Raw genomic sequence first — 17,238 nt, forward strand, 5'->3', positions numbered from 1 at the left:
GGAATTATGTGTTTTATTAAGGTTTTTAGTCAATAAAGTGGGGTATTTAGACTTTTTCTAAATCATATTTTGTAATTTCGATAAACCAAATTAAACGACCAAAAACAAATAAGATGAATGCTGCTATCAAAATTGCCCTAGTCGATGATGAAATTTTGTTTCGAAAAGGAATTTCTTTTTTATTACAGAGAGAAGAAAATATAGATGTTATTTTTGAAGCTCCAAATGGCGATGAGCTTATTTCACAGTTGAATGAAAGGGAAATAAAACCAGATATAATAATAATGGATTTAAAAATGCCGGTCTTGAACGGTGTCGAAGCCACTAAAATTATTAGAAAACTTTTTCCCGATATTAAGATTATTGCATTGACCAGTTATGATACCAAATCTTTTATTGCAAATATGATTCAAGTTGGCGCTGTCGCTTACTTAATAAAAAATACCACTCCAAAAGATTTAATTCATACAATCAACGAAGTAGCAAAAAAGGGTTTCTATTACAACGAAAATGTTTTAAAGACAATTCAAGAAACCATAGTTTCTCCTAAAAATACAAGAGGCGGTTTAGAAACAAATTTTCTTTCTCCTCGCGAAATCGAAATTCTACAATTAATTTGCCAGCAGAAAACTACTGCAGAAATTGCAGAACATCTTTTTTTAAGTCCGAGAACAATAGAAGGACATAGGAATAATTTATTGCTTAAAACAGAATCGCGAAATATTGCTGGTTTGGTTGTCTATGCGATCCAGAATGAATTGGCAGTCTTAACAATTTAGAAAATTATGCTGTCAAAAACTGAATGGACAGTACATAATATAATATGATTGTTATCACAAGAACACATAAACCTATTTTTTGAATCATATTTAAACCCTTTTGTTGGTTGTTGCTTTCATTAAACTTCATAGTGGTTAATTTTTTACAGCGATTAGTTTTTGTGAACTTGGGATAGCAAATTTATAGAGAATTTTCTATCAAATTATAGGTGTTTTTACCTGTTTTTTCATGTTTAGAATCTTTCATTTCCAAGTTTTTTTTAACATTCTATTATGTCAGAAAAGATTGTAAGCATTCTTTTTTTGGTGCATCCTTTTATATCTTTACTAAAATAATTTTCTGATGAATAAGAGTTTATTCTACATTTTTATACTATTAGCAACATTTAATGCTAGAGCTTCGTTTATCTTACTTCCGATGGACGAAACAACGCAGCAAAATCATCTAAAAGCATACGGAATTACTTATTGGTGTTTGAGCAGGGATTATAAAGCAAGTTGGCTTTTAAATTACCGCGGAGGCTCTTTTTTACTTCCTGATGCTGATGAAATTAGAAAAGAATGTAAAATAAGAGGAGTTAGTTTTGAAGTGATTTCAGATAGTGAACAAGCTTCAATTCTGAATGAAATTTCGAGTCCTTCACAAAATATGGAATCGGTGATTTTGGAAAAAGCTCCTAAAATAGCGGTTTATACTCCAAAAGGAAAACAGCCATGGGATGATGCTGTGACTTTGGTTTTGACTTACGCCGAAATTCCTTTTACGCCAATTTATGATGAAGAAGTTTTAAGTGACCAATTATTAATGTATGATTGGCTACATCTGCATCACGAAGATTTTACTGGGCAATACGGAAAATTTTATGCAGCTTACAAAAATACTCCTTGGTATATTGATCAAAAAAAGGATGCAGAAGCCTTAGCTGCAAAACTAGGATACGCAAAAGTATCTCAGGAAAAAGGAGCGGTTGCAAAAAAGATTAGAGATTTTGTAATTGGCGGAGGTTTTATGTTTGCTATGTGTTCTGCTACAGATAGTTTTGATATCGCACTTGCAGCTGATGGTGTGGATATTTGCGAAACAATGTTTGACGGTGATCCAAGTGAGTCTAACTATCAATCAAAATTGAATTATAATAACTCGTTTGCCTTCAAGAATTTTAGTCTTGAAAGAAGACCAGAAGTTTATGAGTTTTCGGATATCGATATGACAACGAAAAGGAGAGTATTGATGGAGAAAGATTATTTTACGTTAATGGAATTTTCTGCAAAATGGGATCCGATTCCGAGTATGTTATGTCAAAATCATACACAATTGGTAAAAGGTTTCATGGGACAAACCACTTCATTTGATACTTCATTAATAAAATCGAATATCTTGATCATGGGAACCTGCGAGTTAAATAGCGAGTCAAGATATATTCATGGAGAAAAAGGCAAGGGGATGTTTACTTTTTTTGGAGGACATGACCCAGAAGATTTTCAACACCAAGTTGGAGATCCACCGACGGTTTTAGATTTACATCCGAATTCTCCAGGGTATAGATTGATCTTAAACAACGTTTTGTTTCCAGCTGCTAGAAAAAAGAAGCTTAAAACTTAATTAGTTTAAAGAAAACTCAAACCAGATTGGAATATGATCGGACACTTTTCTTGCATTCTGAAGTGAATCAAAATCTTCGTAAAATTTAATGATTCCAGAATTGAGGACTTTTAGATTTACTGTATTATAAAAAATATTATCAAATTCAGATGCAAGACAAATATTGCTTTTGCATTGATGCTTAAGAGTTGTTTTTTGATTTTTTAATACAGATGCATATCCCATCTTTTTTAACGGATTAAAAACAGAATGTTTTTCAGGGCAATTGAAATCGCCTAAGAAAGCGAGATTTAAATTGGGATATTCGTTTGGCAAAAATTTGAAATATTTGATTTCAGTTTCAGGCTGCTTTTTTTTCGTTATGGCATGAAAATTAACTAGTGTAATTGTCTTTTTGTTGATTTCGAATGTGGCGAAATAGGGCTCCCGATCAATTTCTACACTAAATTTTTTCTCGAGCCAAGGTCTGCTTTTTAATTTGGCTTTGTTGGTTTTCCAAATGAAAGCATAGCGTTCAGTTTTGTAACTGCTGCTAGAAGTAGGATCGCTTATTTTATAATCCCATTTATTTCCTTTTTCATTAAGTAATGATGCCAATTTTGCAACAGTTTGGGCCCCACCATTTCCAGCAACAACTTCTTGAATTGCAATAATATCGTAATTAGAAATTGTTTTGGCAATATAATTTAAATGGATGTCAGATTTAGATTTTCCAAAATTTTCTAAATTCCAAGAGACCACTTTGGTCTGCGCTAAAGATAAAAAGGTAAAAAATAATAAGACGAGGCTGAGAGTTTTTTTCATGTAAAATGTTATAGAAAAAGATATGAACCTTCTTTTTCAGCAATAATCAAGCCTTTCTTAAAATTAATTAATGTTTTTTGTATCGGTTTTTTAGCGCAGTTCCGATAATTATAATTTGCAATACTAATAATGCTGGAATAAATATAATTTTCCAATCAATTTCTAGCCAGCCCGTTTTTTCAGAAACAAAGGCAAAGCTAATTGATAAAAAAAGGCAGAGTAACATTGTTTTCATAATAATTTTATTTTGTGTAGTATTAATTTTGGAGAATATAATACTCGCTTTACTTTTCGGTTTCATGGTAGGTTAATAGGTTATTACAAATTTAACGGTATCAAAAGTGTAATCCTTACGGAAACCCGTAAAGCGCCATAAAAATTACACCAATCCGAAATCTTTTGCGATTGCAATTAAATGCACATTATTGTTAGCCTTAAAATAGATTTTCAGTTTATTGATTCTTTTTTCAATACTGCTTGTTCCGTTAGGTGTTATAGATAAATCTTTAAATTCCTTAGAAATGCTTTCTAAAATGTATCCCTGCGATAAAAGCTTCAAAATAGATATATCATAAGATTCAATTTCGATTAAGGCTTTGTCATTAAAATTAAAAGACAAATCAGAAGAAAGTATTTTTTCTTCATTATTAAAGGTGCTTTCAATGGCATTTCTTAACTCAGCAATACTATTTCTTCCTTTAGAAACATAAGCATTAATGCCTAATTCATTAAAAAGAGTTTTAATTCTATAGCTTTTATCTTCTATAGAAAAAACAATCTTTTTTATATTAGGCTGTACCTTGTTTATGGCATCAATAAGTTCATCGCCACTATTTAAAGTTACTTTTCTGTGATCAGATTTAAATGATAAATCAGTAATCAGCAAATCATAAGGTTCGTTATCAGCTAATGCTTTTTTTATTTTAAGCAAACCTTCGTCACAATATTTTACGTGATGAATTACAGGAACTTGTAATTCTTCAAGTACTTGAACTACTGCCAGGCTGATACTGTCTAAATCTTCGGCAACTAAAACTTTTTTAAACATATAATTGTATTATGTAGGAAATTTGATACTTATTTTAAAACCACTTTCTGAATTTGCATCAAAATTAATTGTTCCTTTTATTGTTTCAATACGGTTTTCCACATTTTGTAGTCTTTTTTGTAAAATTGCTTGTTCACCATTAACTTTTGTGCCATTATCCGTATACGTTATAAAGATGTTTTTATCATTTTTTTTGAAAGTTATGCTTGCTAGTGACGCATCGTTTAATGTTTTCATATGCTCAAAAATTTCTTGGATAACACGGAAAGCAGTTATTTTTTTTACCCGATCAATTTTGGACCACGAAAAAGTATTTAAGCCATTTATTATGATATTTAAGTGGGAGTTTGCGTAGCTGGCAATCATTTCTTTCAGTCCTATTTCGTAGTTTTCATTAGTCAATATTTCACTATTTTCTCTAGAGACCTTTCTTGTTATAGAGTAAATATTGTTTAAATGCGAGAGGAGCTTTTCTTTGTTTTCTTTTTTTTCTAAGTCGCTCTTTATCGTAAAAAGCAAAATTTTGTCTATATCCCTTTCAAGCTCAAGCTGTAATTTTTCAGAAATACGCATTTCGTTTCTGAAAACTTCATTGTTACTTTCTTTTTTCCCTTTCGTATTTAAATAAAAAACTATAAACACCGAGCTGATAATACTAATAAAAATTACAACATAAGAGATGTAGCTGCTGTTTTTTTGTCTTTGCAGTTCTAATTCTTTTTCTGCTTTTTGGTTTTTGAGTTCTAGATTTTCTTCTTTATCTTTCTTTGAGTTGTATATTAAGTCAGCAAATTGATTTTTTGCTATTTTTCTACTTATATAGAGACTATCATTTTTTCTTGTATAAATTTCCCAGTGTTTTTTTGAATTCTCAGCCATGTCTGCCTCAAGTAGATCGGCTACTCTGTTAATCTCATTTCCTGCTGATTTTGCTCGTTTTGCAGCATAATAAGATTTCTCTGCGTAAATTTTTTTTAGTTCTGCATTGTAGTATTTTGAGTAATATTTATAAAAACCAAAATAATTGGCAATTAGTTCAAAATCATTATTGTACGGAATAGTTAATTCTAAACTTTCGTTAAGACACTTTAAAGCTTTTTCTTTATGATTTCCAAGACCTATGTAGGAAAGAGCTAAATTATACAATATAGCAGAACGTACAAGGTTTGTATTTGAAGGTGTGATTTTATCTGCAATTTTACACTTGGATATTGGTTCTAATACATCTTTCGCTTCCTGGTATTTTTTTTGTTGAACATAAACAAATGCAATTTCAGATAGTATTCGTGCTTTTCTAAAGGTAGATTTTGCTCTTTTTAATGCTTTTCTATGATAATATAGTGCCTTTTCGGTATTGTAGGTATAAAAATAATTATAAGCCATAAACGTGTAAGCATTAGTGCCATGCTTTTTATCAGATGTTTTTTCTAGATAAGGAAATGCTTTTATAAGCTTATCTTCTGCTTCATAGTAATTGCCATATCGTTGTAGAATTTCTACCATGTAGTTTAATGAACTAACATATTCATCAGGATAATCTTCTTTAGGATCACAGAGCAATTGCGTTTTGTTGAAGTAAAAATAAGCACTGTCATATTTTCCAGCACTAAAAAAAGCTTGAGCTTTTTCTGATGTTTTTTTTATTTTAATTGAGAGACCAGCTTTGTGGTAATTTTTTTGTTTTTTTTCTGTTTCAAAAAACTGTGCGAAAAATAGAGTTGCTAGAATCAAACAGATGATTAGCAAACAAAAAAGAATATTTTTTTTTTGAAAAAAGGGAAACGGGTTTTTAATCATTACGCAGGAAATTTAATTAAGACCTTAAAACCTTTTCCAAAATCTGAACCGATTTCGACCTCACCTTTGATGGCTCGAATTCGATTCTCAATATTATGCAAGCCATTTTTGTGAACCATTTTGTTTGAATCAATTCCTTTTCCGTTATCGGTATAGTTAATTATAATAGTATTGTTCCCTTTTTGTAAACTTATGGCAACTAAAGTAGCATCACTATGCTTTTTCATGTTTACCAGCAATTCTTGGATGATTCTGTAAACCGATACTTTTTTCATTTCATCAAGTTGATCCCACGAAATTTCATCTAAACCATTTATTAAGAGATTTATTTTAGAGGTACTAAATCCAGAAATCATCTCTTTAAGTGAAATTGTAAAATTTTGGTTGCTTAAAGTCGGAATGTTTTTCTTCGATACATCACTTGTTCGAGAATAGATATCATCTAGCTTTTTCAGTAAATAATTTCGGTTTTCTTCAGCAGAAAGATTTCTATTCTCAACAAAAGCTAACGTATGATAAATGTCATTAGCTAATTCGTCATGCAGTTTTTTTGAAATTCGCGTTTCGCTTTGATAAGTTGCTTCAATTTTTTGGCGATTATTTCGTGCAGTTAAATAATAATATACGAATACAATCAAGCATGATGCTAATATGATTATAATATATGAAATAATATTTTTGCTTTCCTGTTTTTCCAATTGGAGTTCGTTTTTGATTTTTTGAGCCTTTAATTTTAAATTTTCATCTTTTTCCCTTTTAGAATCATATTTCATTTTGGCAAATTGATTTTTTGCTTTTTGTCTAAAGGCATAAATGCGGTGATTCTCTTTTATATAAAGAAGAGCATTTTCTTTTATCTCTGAGGGAGAAACAGTGTTTTCTATAATAAATTTTAAAGCAAGTAAGCGATCATTAGTATTACCAGATAAGGTGTGATTTTTGTAGCTTAATTTGGCATACATCATCGATAAAGCCTTATTGTTATGATGATATTCAGCAAGATTATAATATGTTTTGCCTAAACCCTCTTCATGCTTTGTTGCAGAGTTTATTTGTATGCTCTTTTTAAAAAAAGTTAAAGCTTTCGAATTCTTTAGTTTGAGATAACAAATGCCAATATAATCGAGTATTTTGGAATAATATATGGGATTTTGCAGTACAAGTTTTTCTTTGCTTATAGATAAGAAAATTTTCAATGCTTTATTGTATTTGCCTTGATCAAGATAAATAGCGGCAATATTGTTTTTTGCTTCAAGTGTATTGATTCTGTCAACTTTCAAAACAAATGCTTTGGAGTAATAATAAATAGCAGTTGGATAGTCATAAGTATAATAATAGTTTCTACCTAAAACGCTATAGATATTCCATACTTGATTTGGATCTTTTATTTTATTAAGATAAGGAATTGTTTCTTTTGCGGTAATAGTGCTTCCAATAAAATCCTCATGGTTTTGTTGAATTTCGGACATGTAATACATGCAATAAACGTAACTTTTGGCATCCTTATTAGGGTTACATTTTGTTCTTGCTTTATTGTAAAAATAAAATGCACTATCAAACTTTTTATTTTTGTAGAATAAGTCTGCTGCATGTATTGTTTTTTCTATTTTGGCCTTGTCATTTGTAATTTTTGCTGTATTTTTTTTGGGGTTTTGGCAGGAAAAAAAAACTATAAAAATTAAAATTATATAGAGTGTAAATTGTATTCTTTTCGGTATCATGCGCCAAAAATAAAAAATATCAGTTCCTGTGAAAGAGTATAAATACCTGTTTTTGTAAAAAGATGAATTCGCTATTTTTTGACTGTTCATTTACAATTATATACAAACAAACCCTCACAGAGAGGGTTGTTAAAGTTTGAAAATGATGTAAATATTATCTTTATAAAATTATGATGCACGCATTCCAGTTGTAATGGCTAATCTATTCCAAGAGTTAATTGTAATGATGGCTAAAAGTATCTCTGCAAGATATTTTTCATCAAATAATTTAGCAGCATTTTCGTAAACTTCATCTGAAACATGATTGCCAATTAATGTAACCTGTTCTGTTAATGCTAAGATTGCTTTTTCTTCTTCAGTATAAAAATCTGCTTCGCGCCAAGCGCTAATTAAATAAATTCTTTGTTCAGAAATACCATGCTTTCTAGCGTCTGCAGTATGCATGTTAATACAAAATGCACAGCCATTAATTTGCGAAGCGCGGATTTTAATTAATTCTTTGTGTACAGGTGTTAATGAAGTTGATGAAATATATTTTTCTAAATTCATCAATGCTTGATAAGCCTCTGGAGCTGCATTCGGAATAACAATTCTTGGTTTCATTTTTATGTGTTTTAAAAGTTCATTACAAAGGTCAGTAATGTATACTCTTAAAAACTTGAACTACTTCAAGAAATTCAAATCACACTTTTCCAGCTCTTATTTTACTCATAAATTCGGCCGAAAAATCTAAGTAGGAGGCAAGCATGTATTGAGGAACACGTTGAACGAAGTCTGGTTGCAAATTTTTAAAATGATTATAACGTTCTTCGGCAGACATGGTAAACAAGAATTTAATACGCATTTGTGCAGCCCCAAAAGCTTTTTGTGCTACAATTCTAAAGTATTTTTCGAGTTTAGGAATTTGAATTAATAAAGAATCTAAAACAGATTTTTCAATAGCAATTACATCAGTAGTTTCAACAGCTTGTATATAAAAATGAGACGGAACATGGTTATGATAACTTAAATAGTCGGTAATCCACCAATTTTCTATTCCAAATTGAAGAGTCTGTTCAGTACCTTTAGAGTTAATTATGTATTGACGCATACAGCCTTTTACAACAAAATACATTGTATTGCATATTTGTCCTTCTTGTAGAACATGTTCTTTTTTCTTAATCTGTGAGAGACCAAGACAACTCTCGAGTACATCGATCTCATGAGATTCAAGTTGTACAAACTTTTGAATATGATGGATAAGTGCGTCTTGCATTTTGTAGAAATTACTTTAAGTAAATTTAATTTATTATTTAGTCATATAATAATATGTGGTCAAAAAACAAAAAACCATTCGCTTTAACGAATGGTTTTTATATAATAAGTAAGTAATCTTAAATTGAGTTTATAAAACGTTTTATTTTACTTTATTAAGAATAGCTTTGAAAGCTTCAGGGTGGTTCATAGCTAAATCTGCAAGAACTTTTCTGTTCAATTCGATTCCGTTAGCTTTAACTTTCCCCATGAATTGAGAATAAGACATTCCTTCTAATCTAGCTCCAGCGTTAATACGTTGAATCCATAATGAACGGAAATTTCTTTTATTCTGTTTTCTGTCACGGTAAGCGTAGCTCATCGCTTTCTCTACCGCGTTCTTAGCAACTGTCCAAACGTTTTTACGTCTACCAAAGAAACCTTTGGCTTGCTTCATTATTTTTTTTCTTCTTGCTCTTTTAGCAACTGAATTTACCGATCTTGGCATAATTTTAATGTTTTTTTGTAGCAGGCGTCCTGAATTGAATCAAAGGAACTTAAAGCCATACTCCAAGGTTATATAAATAATTTTTTAACCTAAAGAAATCTTAGTCAAATGTCGAATATCAAACGTCAAAAGAAAATTACTTTTGACTTTAAGACTTTCTAACTTTAGACTTATTAGATAATTCTTAATTGTTGTTTAATGCTTCTCATATCTGTTTGGTGAACTAGCGCTGAGTGAGTCAAAGCTAATTTACGTTTTTTAGATTTTTTAGTCAAGATGTGACTTTTAAAAGCATGCTTTCTTTTAATCTTTCCAGAGCCAGTAACTTTAAAACGTTTCTTAGCGCTAGATTTTGTTTTCATTTTAGGCATTTTTCCTAGTGTTTTAATTTATTCTTACTTACTTATATCTTTAGTAAAAAGTAAAAGTTAAAAGTCAAAAGTCAGTTTATGACTTTCGACTTAAGACTTTAAGCTTTCGACTTATTTCTTTTTCTTCGGAGCAATGAACATGATCATTCTCTTTCCTTCCAGAACTGGCATTGCCTCAACTTTTCCGTGTTCCTCTAAGTCTTGAGCAAGACGTAATAATAGAATCTGACCCTGATCTTTGTAAATGATAGAACGTCCTTTAAAGAAAACGAAAGCTTTTAATTTAGCTCCTTCTTTTAAGAATTTTTCAGCATTCTTTCTTTTAAACTCATAATCGTGCTCATCTGTCTGAGGACCAAAACGAATTTCTTTTACAACAACCTGAGAAGATTTAGCTTTTAATGCTTTATCACGTTTCTTTTGTTCATAAACAAATTTCTTGTAGTCCATGATTTTACAAACTGGCGGCTCAGCATTTGGAGAAATTTCAACCAAATCCAACTCAAGCTGATCTGCTAAACGCAATGCATCAGCTATTTTAAAAACGCCGGGCTCGATGTTCTCACCTACAAGACGTACCTCTGGAACACGAATAAGATTGTTTATTCTGTGTGTGTCTTTTTTTTCTACTCGAGGTTGAAAACCTCTGTTACTTTTTATTGCTATGACTTTCTAATTTAAGTTAAACTGTAAATACTTTTAATGTCTTTTTTATTTCTTCGTCAACAATCGAAGCAAATTCGTCGATTGAAACTGTGATGTTACCTTTTCCTTCTTGTCCATGACGACGAATAGAAATCGTTCCGTTTTTCTCTTCTTCCTCACCAACGATAAGCATAAATGGAATTTTTTGCATTTCTGCATCTCTAATTTTCTTACCGATAGTTTCATTTCGGTTGTCAATTAGGGCGCGAATTTCGTGATTTTCTAGCAAATCTAAAACTTTTTTAGCATAATTTTCGTATTTCTCGCTCAAAGACAAGATAATAGCTTGTTCAGGCATTAGCCAAAGCGGGAAATTTCCTGCAGTATGTTCAAGTAAAATTGCTATAAAACGCTCCATAGATCCAAAAGGAGCTCTATGAATCATGACAGGGCGATGTAATTCATTATCAGCACCTTTATAGGTTAATTCAAAACGCTCAGGTAAATTATAATCTACTTGAATAGTTCCTAACTGCCATTGTCTTCCCAAAGCGTCTTTTACCATGAAATCCAGTTTCGGACCGTAAAATGCTGCTTCGCCATATTCTACAACAGTATTTAGACCTTTGTCTTTTGCTGCATTAATTATTGCATTTTCAGCCTTTTCCCAGTTTTCATCTGTACCAATGTATTTTTCCTTGTCCTCCTGATCTCTAAGTGAAATCTGAGCGGTAAAGTTTTCAAAACCTAAAGAACCGAATACATATAATACAAGGTCAATTACTTTTTTAAACTCCTCGTCCAATTGCTCTGGGGTACAGAAGATATGTGCATCGTCTTGAGTAAATCCTCTTACGCGAGTTAAACCGTGTAGTTCTCCAGATTGCTCGTATCTGTAAACAGTACCAAATTCAGCATAACGCTTTGGCAAATCTTTATATGACCAAGGTCTTACATTGTAAATTTCACAGTGGTGAGGACAATTCATTGGTTTCAATAAGAACTCTTCGCCTTCAGCTGGAGTATGAATCGGTTGGAAGCTGTCAGCTCCATATTTTGCATAGTGACCAGAAGTAACATAAAGTTCTTTCTGTCCAATATGTGGACTAACTACTTGCTCGTATCCGGCTTTCTTCTGAGCTCTTTTTAAGAACTGTTCCAAACGGTCTCTTAAAGCAGCTCCTTTTGGTAGCCATAAAGGCAAACCTTGACCTACTTTTTGAGAGAAAGCAAACAATTCTAGTTCTTTTCCTAATTTACGGTGGTCACGACGTTTTGCTTCCTCAAGAAGTTCAAGATATTCAGTTAAATCTTTTTGTTTTGGGAAAGATGTTCCATATACACGAGTCAACTGTTTGTTTTTCTCATCACCTCTCCAATAAGCGCCGGCAACGCTCATGATTTTTACAGCTTTGATAATTCCGGTATTCGGAATATGTCCACCACGGCATAAATCAGTAAAAGTAGAGTGGTCACAAAAAGTAATAGTTCCATCTTCAAGGTTTGAAATCAATTCGGTCTTGTAAACGTTGTCTTTATACATTTCTAATGCTTCCGCTTTACTTACCGGACGCATTTTAAAATCAAACTTTCCTCTTGCGATTTCAAGAATACGATCTTCAATCTTTTTAAAATCAGCCTCGGAGATTTTTTGGTCTTCAAAATCCACATCATAATAAAAACCATTAGCAATTGCAGGTCCTAGAGTTAGTTTAATTCCAGGATACAATTCTTCAAGAGCTTGAGCCATTACGTGCGAAGTTGAGTGCCAGAAAGCTTTTTTCCCCTCAGCATCATTCCAGGTATATAAAATAAGATTACCGTCGGTCGTTAATGGAGTCTCGGTTTCAATAGTTGTACCATTAAATGATGCAGAAATAACATTTCTTGCAAAACCTTCGCTAATGTTTTTAGCGACCTCCATTGGAGTTACGCCTGAAGCGAACTCTCTAATTGACCCATCGGGTAAAGTAATCTTGATCATTGTTTATAATTTTGTGAATGCAAATATACATGATTACAAAAATACATACAATATATATGCAGAAGTTTACTCTATTATATATCATATATATCAGTATAGTTTTATTGTGTTACATACGACTATCTCTTATTTCCGAACCGTCGGTTTTTTAAAACCTGCCAGGTTTGTTTTTTTATACATATATAAGGAGAAACCCTCGACTGTCATGCTGAGTGAAGCCGAAGCCCTTTAAAGTTTTTGGATTTGGAGTTTAAAAGATTGGGATTTTGTTTTTTTTTGGAGCTGTTTCCCGCTATCCGCTGCAATCTTTTTATGGCGAACCCCGCCATAAAAAGGATTTCCGCTCCTATCGGGGCTAAGAGATCCGGTTTCCAGAGGAAAAAGGAGGGCAGAGTTGGCGTCTTAGTGCCTTTACGGGAATAAAAAAGATGGAAAAAGAAGCTTTGGAGCCTGAAATCTTCTCAGAAAAGAGGTGGAAAAGCTGAAAACTCTGCAGAAACGAGAAATCAGAAGCGCTTAAAAATATCAAAAATGCGGCTGTATCAGGAAAAACCTTACGCGCGGTGAAAAACATCCAAAATGTAAGCCCCGCGTTTTGAGAAGGTTAGGAAAAAGGACGGAAAAACTTCAAAAAAACTCTTTAAAAAAGCTTGCAGAAGCGGAAAAAGGTTCTACTTTTGCACCCGCAACGGCGAAAAACGCTCTTAGACATTCCGGCAGCTTGATCATATTTTGGAAAAGAGATTTTCGAAAAAAAAAGATTTGAAAAAGCTTGCGGGAAAAGAAAAAGCTTTTTACATTTGCACCCCGCAAAACACGGAAGCTCATTGAAAGATTGGAAGAAAAAGTTGAGAAACTGAAGCGATAAGAAAGCTTCAAAATTTTTTCAAGTTTTTCTTGCGAGAAACAAAAAGAAGTTTTAGTTTTGCACCCGCTTTGAAACACAAGCGAAGACAGAAGAATACACGTTCGTAGACATATTGAATTGACAGCCGTTTTGAAAGAGATTTCAAAACAAGAAAGAATAAGAGTAATGGAATCGAGAGATTCGAAGAGAACCGATAGAGAGAGCATCGACTATATAATATTAAAATATACGATGAAGAGTTTGATCCTGGCTCAGGATGAACGCTAGCGGCAGGCTTAACACATGCAAGTCGAGGGGTAGGGGCCTTCGGGCCTTGAGACCGGCGCACGGGTGCGTAACGCGTATGCAATCTGCCTTCCACAGAGGGATAGCCCAGAGAAATTTGGATTAATACCTCATAGCATCATGACCCGGCATCGGGATATGATTAAAGTCACAACGGTGGAAGATGAGCATGCGTCCCATTAGCTAGTTGGTAAGGTAACGGCTTACCAAGGCTACGATGGGTAGGGGTCCTGAGAGGGAGATCCCCCACACTGGTACTGAGACACGGACCAGACTCCTACGGGAGGCAGCAGTGAGGAATATTGGTCAATGGGCGCAAGCCTGAACCAGCCATGCCGCGTGCAGGATGACGGTCCTATGGATTGTAAACTGCTTTTGTACGGGAAGAAACCCTCCTACGTGTAGGAGCTTGACGGTACCGTAAGAATAAGGATCGGCTAACTCCGTGCCAGCAGCCGCGGTAATACGGAGGATCCAAGCGTTATCCGGAATCATTGGGTTTAAAGGGTCTGTAGGCGGTCTTGTAAGTCAGTGGTGAAAGCCCATCGCTCAACGGTGGAACGGCCATTGATACTGCTGGACTTGAATTATTGGGAAGCAACTAGAATATGTAGTGTAGCGGTGAAATGCTTAGAGATTACATGGAATACCAATTGCGAAGGCAGGTTGCTACCAATGGATTGACGCTGATGGACGAAAGCGTGGGTAGCGAACAGGATTAGATACCCTGGTAGTCCACGCCGTAAACGATGGATACTAGCTGTTGGGCGCAAGTTCAGTGGCTAAGCGAAAGTGATAAGTATCCCACCTGGGGAGTACGAACGCAAGTTTGAAACTCAAAGGAATTGACGGGGGCCCGCACAAGCGGTGGAGCATGTGGTTTAATTCGATGATACGCGAGGAACCTTACCAAGGCTTAAATGCAGACTGACCGGTTTGGAAACAGACCTTTCGCAAGACGGTCTACAAGGTGCTGCATGGTTGTCGTCAGCTCGTGCCGTGAGGTGTCAGGTTAAGTCCTATAACGAGCGCAACCCCTGTTGTTAGTTGCCAGCGAGTCATGTCGGGAACTCTAGCAAGACTGCCAGTGCAAACTGTGAGGAAGGTGGGGATGACGTCAAATCATCACGGCCCTTACGCCTTGGGCTACACACGTGCTACAATGGCCGGTACAGAGAGCAGCCACCCCGCGAGGGGGAGCGAATCTATAAAGCCGGTCACAGTTCGGATCGGAGTCTGCAACTCGACTCCGTGAAGCTGGAATCGCTAGTAATCGGATATCAGCCATGATCCGGTGAATACGTTCCCGGGCCTTGTACACACCGCCCGTCAAGCCATGGAAGCTGGGGGTGCCTGAAGTCGGTGACCGCAAGGAGCTGCCTAGGGTAAAACTGGTAACTAGGGCTAAGTCGTAACAAGGTAGCCGTACCGGAAGGTGCGGCTGGAACACCTCCTTTCTAGAGCCCCATGTGTTAGCCGGAAGGCACGCTGGGGAAATGAGATGCCTGGCTATAGGTTTCGGGTCTTGAAATTGCATTACTCTTGCTGTCGATTTAAAGAAATAAACTTTTAAGTAAAAAAAAAACAGAGTCTCGTAGCTCAGCTGGTTAGAGTACTACACTGATAATGTAGGGGTCGGCAGTTCGAGTCTGCCCGGGACTACTTTTTAAAGCTTGAAGAGAAGGAAATTCTAGAGTTGAAGCGTTATGAATATTAATTCATAATTCATAATTCACAATTCATCATTAGATTTGGGGGATTAGCTCAGCTGGCTAGAGCGCCTGCCTTGCACGCAGGAGGTCAACGGTTCGACTCCGTTATTCTCCACGAAACTATCGTAAAAACGGTAGATAAAAGTTCATTGACATATTGGGATAAGAAAATAATAAGAAAGTAGAAAGCGTTTTTATCAGCAATGATGAAAACAAAACAAAACGGTCTTGTTCTAACGGACAAGATTGGTGCAATAAGCAAAATAAGGGCGCATGGGGGATGCCTAGGCTCTCAGAGGCGATGAAGGACGTGATAAGCTGCGAAAAGCTGCGGGGACGGGCACACACCGGTTGATCCGCAGATATCCGAATGGGGCAACCCGCTATATTGAAGATATAGCACACCGATAGGTGGGCAAACCCGCTGAACTGAAACATCTAAGTAGGCGGAGGAGAAGAAAACAAAAGTGATTCCGTAAGTAGTGGCGAGCGAACGCGGATTAGCCCAAACCAATTATGTTACGGCATAGTTGGGGTTGTAGGACCGCGAGATTCCATGCATGAGGAACCGGAAGCTTCTGGAAAGGAGCGCCATAGAGGGTGACAGCCCCGTACGGGCAACAAATGTAATGGATAGCGGCATCCTGAGTAGGGCGGGGCACGTGAAACCCTGTCTGAATTCGGCGGGACCATCCGCTAAGGCTAAATACTCCTGAGAGACCGATAGTGAACCAGTACCGTGAGGGAAAGGTGAAAAGAACCGTGAATAACGGAGTGAAATAGATCCTGAAACCATGCGCCTACAAGCGGTCGGAGCCCTTTCGTGGGGTGACGGCGTGCCTTTTGCATAATGAGCCTACGAGTTAACGCTGCTGGCAAGGATAAGTGGTTAAGCCATGGATCCGCAGCGAAAGCGAGTCTGAATAGGGCGCTTTAGTCAGTAGTGTTAGACGCGAAACCGTGTGATCTACCCATGGGCAGGTTGAAGCTGTGGTAACACACAGTGGAGGACCGAACCGGTTGACGTTGAAAAGTCTTCGGATGACCTGTGGGTAGGGGTGAAAGGCCAATCAAACTCGGAAATAGCTCGTACTCCCCGAAATGCATTTAGGTGCAGCGCTGGATATAGTTATATAGAGGTAGAGCTACTGATTGGATGCGGGGGCTTCACCGCCTACCAATTCCTGACAAACTCCGAATGCTATATAATGTTTACCAGCAGTGAGGGCTTGGGTGCTAAGGTCCAAGTCCGAGAGGGAAAGAACCCAGACCATCAGCTAAGGTCCCCAAATATATGCTAAGTTGAAAGAACGAGGTTTGTCTGCCCAGACAGCTAGGATGTTGGCTTGGAAGCAGCCATTCATTTAAAGAGTGCGTAACAGCTCACTAGTCGAGCGGACGAGCATGGATAATAATCGGGCATAAGCATATTACCGAAGCTATGGATTTGCATGTATGTGCAAGTGGTAGGGGAGCATTCTGACAGGGCTGAAGGTGTATCGTAAGGTATGCTGGACCGGTCAGAAAAGAAAATGTAGGCATAAGTAACGATAATGCGGGCGAGAAACCCGCACACCGAAAAACTAAGGTTTCCACAGCTATGCTAATCAGCTGTGGGTTAGTCTGGACCTAAGGCGAACCCGAAAGGGGCAGTCGATGGCCAACGGGTTAATATTCCCGTACTTCTTATTGCTGTGATGGGGTGACGGAGTGATGAAAGCGCCGCGGACTGACGGAATAGTCCGTTAAAGCACCTAGCTATATCTTCTATAGGCAAATCCGTAGAGGATGGCGAAATGCGATAGTACTCGGAGTCTTCGGACAAAGAGATAGCGCGCCTAAGGGCTTCCAAGAAAAACCTCTAAACTTCAGGCAGTAAG

The 17,238-nt window shown here is 35.9% G+C and carries 13 protein-coding genes, 2 tRNA genes and 2 rRNA genes (1 of these 17 running past the window's edge); 6 read left to right on the forward strand and 11 right to left on the reverse strand.

Features of this window, described 5'->3' with window-relative positions; translation table 11 throughout:
• The first annotated feature begins 113 nt into the window (after nt 1-113).
• Both FF52_RS09445 and FF52_RS09450 read left to right on the forward strand, forming a co-directional pair.
• On the forward strand, nt 114-779 hold the full coding sequence (locus tag FF52_RS09445; RefSeq protein ID WP_008464932.1) for a response regulator transcription factor: 666 nt from the start codon (nt 114-116) through the stop codon (nt 777-779).
• Between the two features lie 343 nt (nt 780-1,122).
• Nucleotides 1,123-2,382: a hypothetical protein gene (locus FF52_RS09450; RefSeq protein ID WP_008464934.1), complete on the forward strand. Its 1,260-nt coding sequence runs from the start codon at nt 1,123-1,125 to the stop codon at nt 2,380-2,382.
• Here the strand turns inward: FF52_RS09450 and FF52_RS09455 are convergent, their stop codons facing one another.
• The 11 genes from FF52_RS09455 to thrS form a co-directional block, all read right to left on the reverse strand.
• Nucleotides 2,383-3,186, reverse strand: coding sequence for an endonuclease/exonuclease/phosphatase family protein (locus FF52_RS09455; protein WP_008464936.1), 804 nt, complete (start codon nt 3,184-3,186; stop codon nt 2,383-2,385). It lies immediately after the preceding gene.
• Between the two features lie 67 nt (nt 3,187-3,253).
• On the reverse strand, nt 3,254-3,487 hold the full coding sequence (locus FF52_RS09460; RefSeq protein ID WP_035691282.1) for a hypothetical protein: 234 nt from the start codon (nt 3,485-3,487) through the stop codon (nt 3,254-3,256).
• Between the two features lie 78 nt (nt 3,488-3,565).
• Complete coding sequence (locus FF52_RS09465; protein ID WP_008464938.1) at nt 3,566-4,234, reverse strand: response regulator; 669 nt, start codon at nt 4,232-4,234, stop codon at nt 3,566-3,568.
• A gap of 9 nt (nt 4,235-4,243) precedes the next feature.
• Nucleotides 4,244-6,031, reverse strand: coding sequence for a tetratricopeptide repeat-containing sensor histidine kinase (locus tag FF52_RS09470; protein WP_008464940.1), 1,788 nt, complete (start codon nt 6,029-6,031; stop codon nt 4,244-4,246).
• The gene (locus tag FF52_RS09475; RefSeq protein WP_008464942.1) at nt 6,031-7,842 is read right to left on the reverse strand and encodes a tetratricopeptide repeat-containing sensor histidine kinase; all 1,812 of its coding nucleotides are present in this window, start codon (nt 7,840-7,842) and stop codon (nt 6,031-6,033) included. The genes FF52_RS09470 and FF52_RS09475 overlap by 1 nt, the downstream gene beginning before the upstream one ends.
• A gap of 78 nt (nt 7,843-7,920) precedes the next feature.
• A complete protein-coding gene (locus FF52_RS09480) occupies nt 7,921-8,355 on the reverse strand; it encodes a carboxymuconolactone decarboxylase family protein (protein WP_008464944.1) in 435 nt (144 codons plus the stop codon).
• A gap of 79 nt (nt 8,356-8,434) precedes the next feature.
• The gene (locus FF52_RS09485) at nt 8,435-9,007 is read right to left on the reverse strand and encodes a Crp/Fnr family transcriptional regulator (protein ID WP_008464946.1); all 573 of its coding nucleotides are present in this window, start codon (nt 9,005-9,007) and stop codon (nt 8,435-8,437) included.
• A gap of 141 nt (nt 9,008-9,148) precedes the next feature.
• A complete protein-coding gene (rplT, locus tag FF52_RS09490) occupies nt 9,149-9,493 on the reverse strand; it encodes a 50S ribosomal protein L20 (RefSeq protein ID WP_008464948.1) in 345 nt (114 codons plus the stop codon).
• Between the two features lie 173 nt (nt 9,494-9,666).
• Nucleotides 9,667-9,864 carry a 50S ribosomal protein L35 gene (gene rpmI, locus FF52_RS09495; protein WP_008464950.1) on the reverse strand — a complete coding sequence of 66 codons (198 nt, stop codon included), beginning with the start codon at nt 9,862-9,864 and terminating at the stop codon, nt 9,667-9,669.
• Nucleotides 9,865-9,975: 111 nt separating this feature from the next.
• Nucleotides 9,976-10,530 (reverse strand): translation initiation factor IF-3, encoded by a 555-nt coding sequence (gene infC, locus FF52_RS09500; protein WP_083219836.1) that lies wholly within the window; start codon nt 10,528-10,530, stop codon nt 9,976-9,978.
• Nucleotides 10,531-10,546: 16 nt separating this feature from the next.
• A complete protein-coding gene (gene thrS, locus FF52_RS09505) occupies nt 10,547-12,493 on the reverse strand; it encodes a threonine--tRNA ligase (RefSeq protein WP_008464955.1) in 1,947 nt (648 codons plus the stop codon).
• Nucleotides 12,494-13,589: 1,096 nt separating this feature from the next.
• Between thrS and FF52_RS09515 the strand changes: the two genes are divergently transcribed.
• The 4 genes from FF52_RS09515 to FF52_RS09530 all read left to right on the forward strand — a co-directional run.
• A 16S ribosomal RNA gene (locus FF52_RS09515) occupies nt 13,590-15,103 on the forward strand.
• Between the two features lie 131 nt (nt 15,104-15,234).
• Nucleotides 15,235-15,308: transfer RNA gene (locus FF52_RS09520), tRNA-Ile, on the forward strand.
• A gap of 91 nt (nt 15,309-15,399) precedes the next feature.
• Nucleotides 15,400-15,473: transfer RNA gene (locus FF52_RS09525), tRNA-Ala, on the forward strand.
• A 136-nt stretch (nt 15,474-15,609) separates the two neighbouring features.
• Nucleotides 15,610-17,238 (forward strand): 23S ribosomal RNA (locus FF52_RS09530); it runs 1,254 nt beyond the window's last position.
• Together the 16S and 23S rRNA genes with 2 tRNA genes alongside form the textbook arrangement of a ribosomal RNA operon.

Origin of the sequence: Flavobacterium sp. F52 (genome assembly GCF_000278705.1) — a bacterium.
Taxonomy (GTDB): Bacteria; Bacteroidota; Bacteroidia; order Flavobacteriales; family Flavobacteriaceae; genus Flavobacterium; species Flavobacterium anhuiense.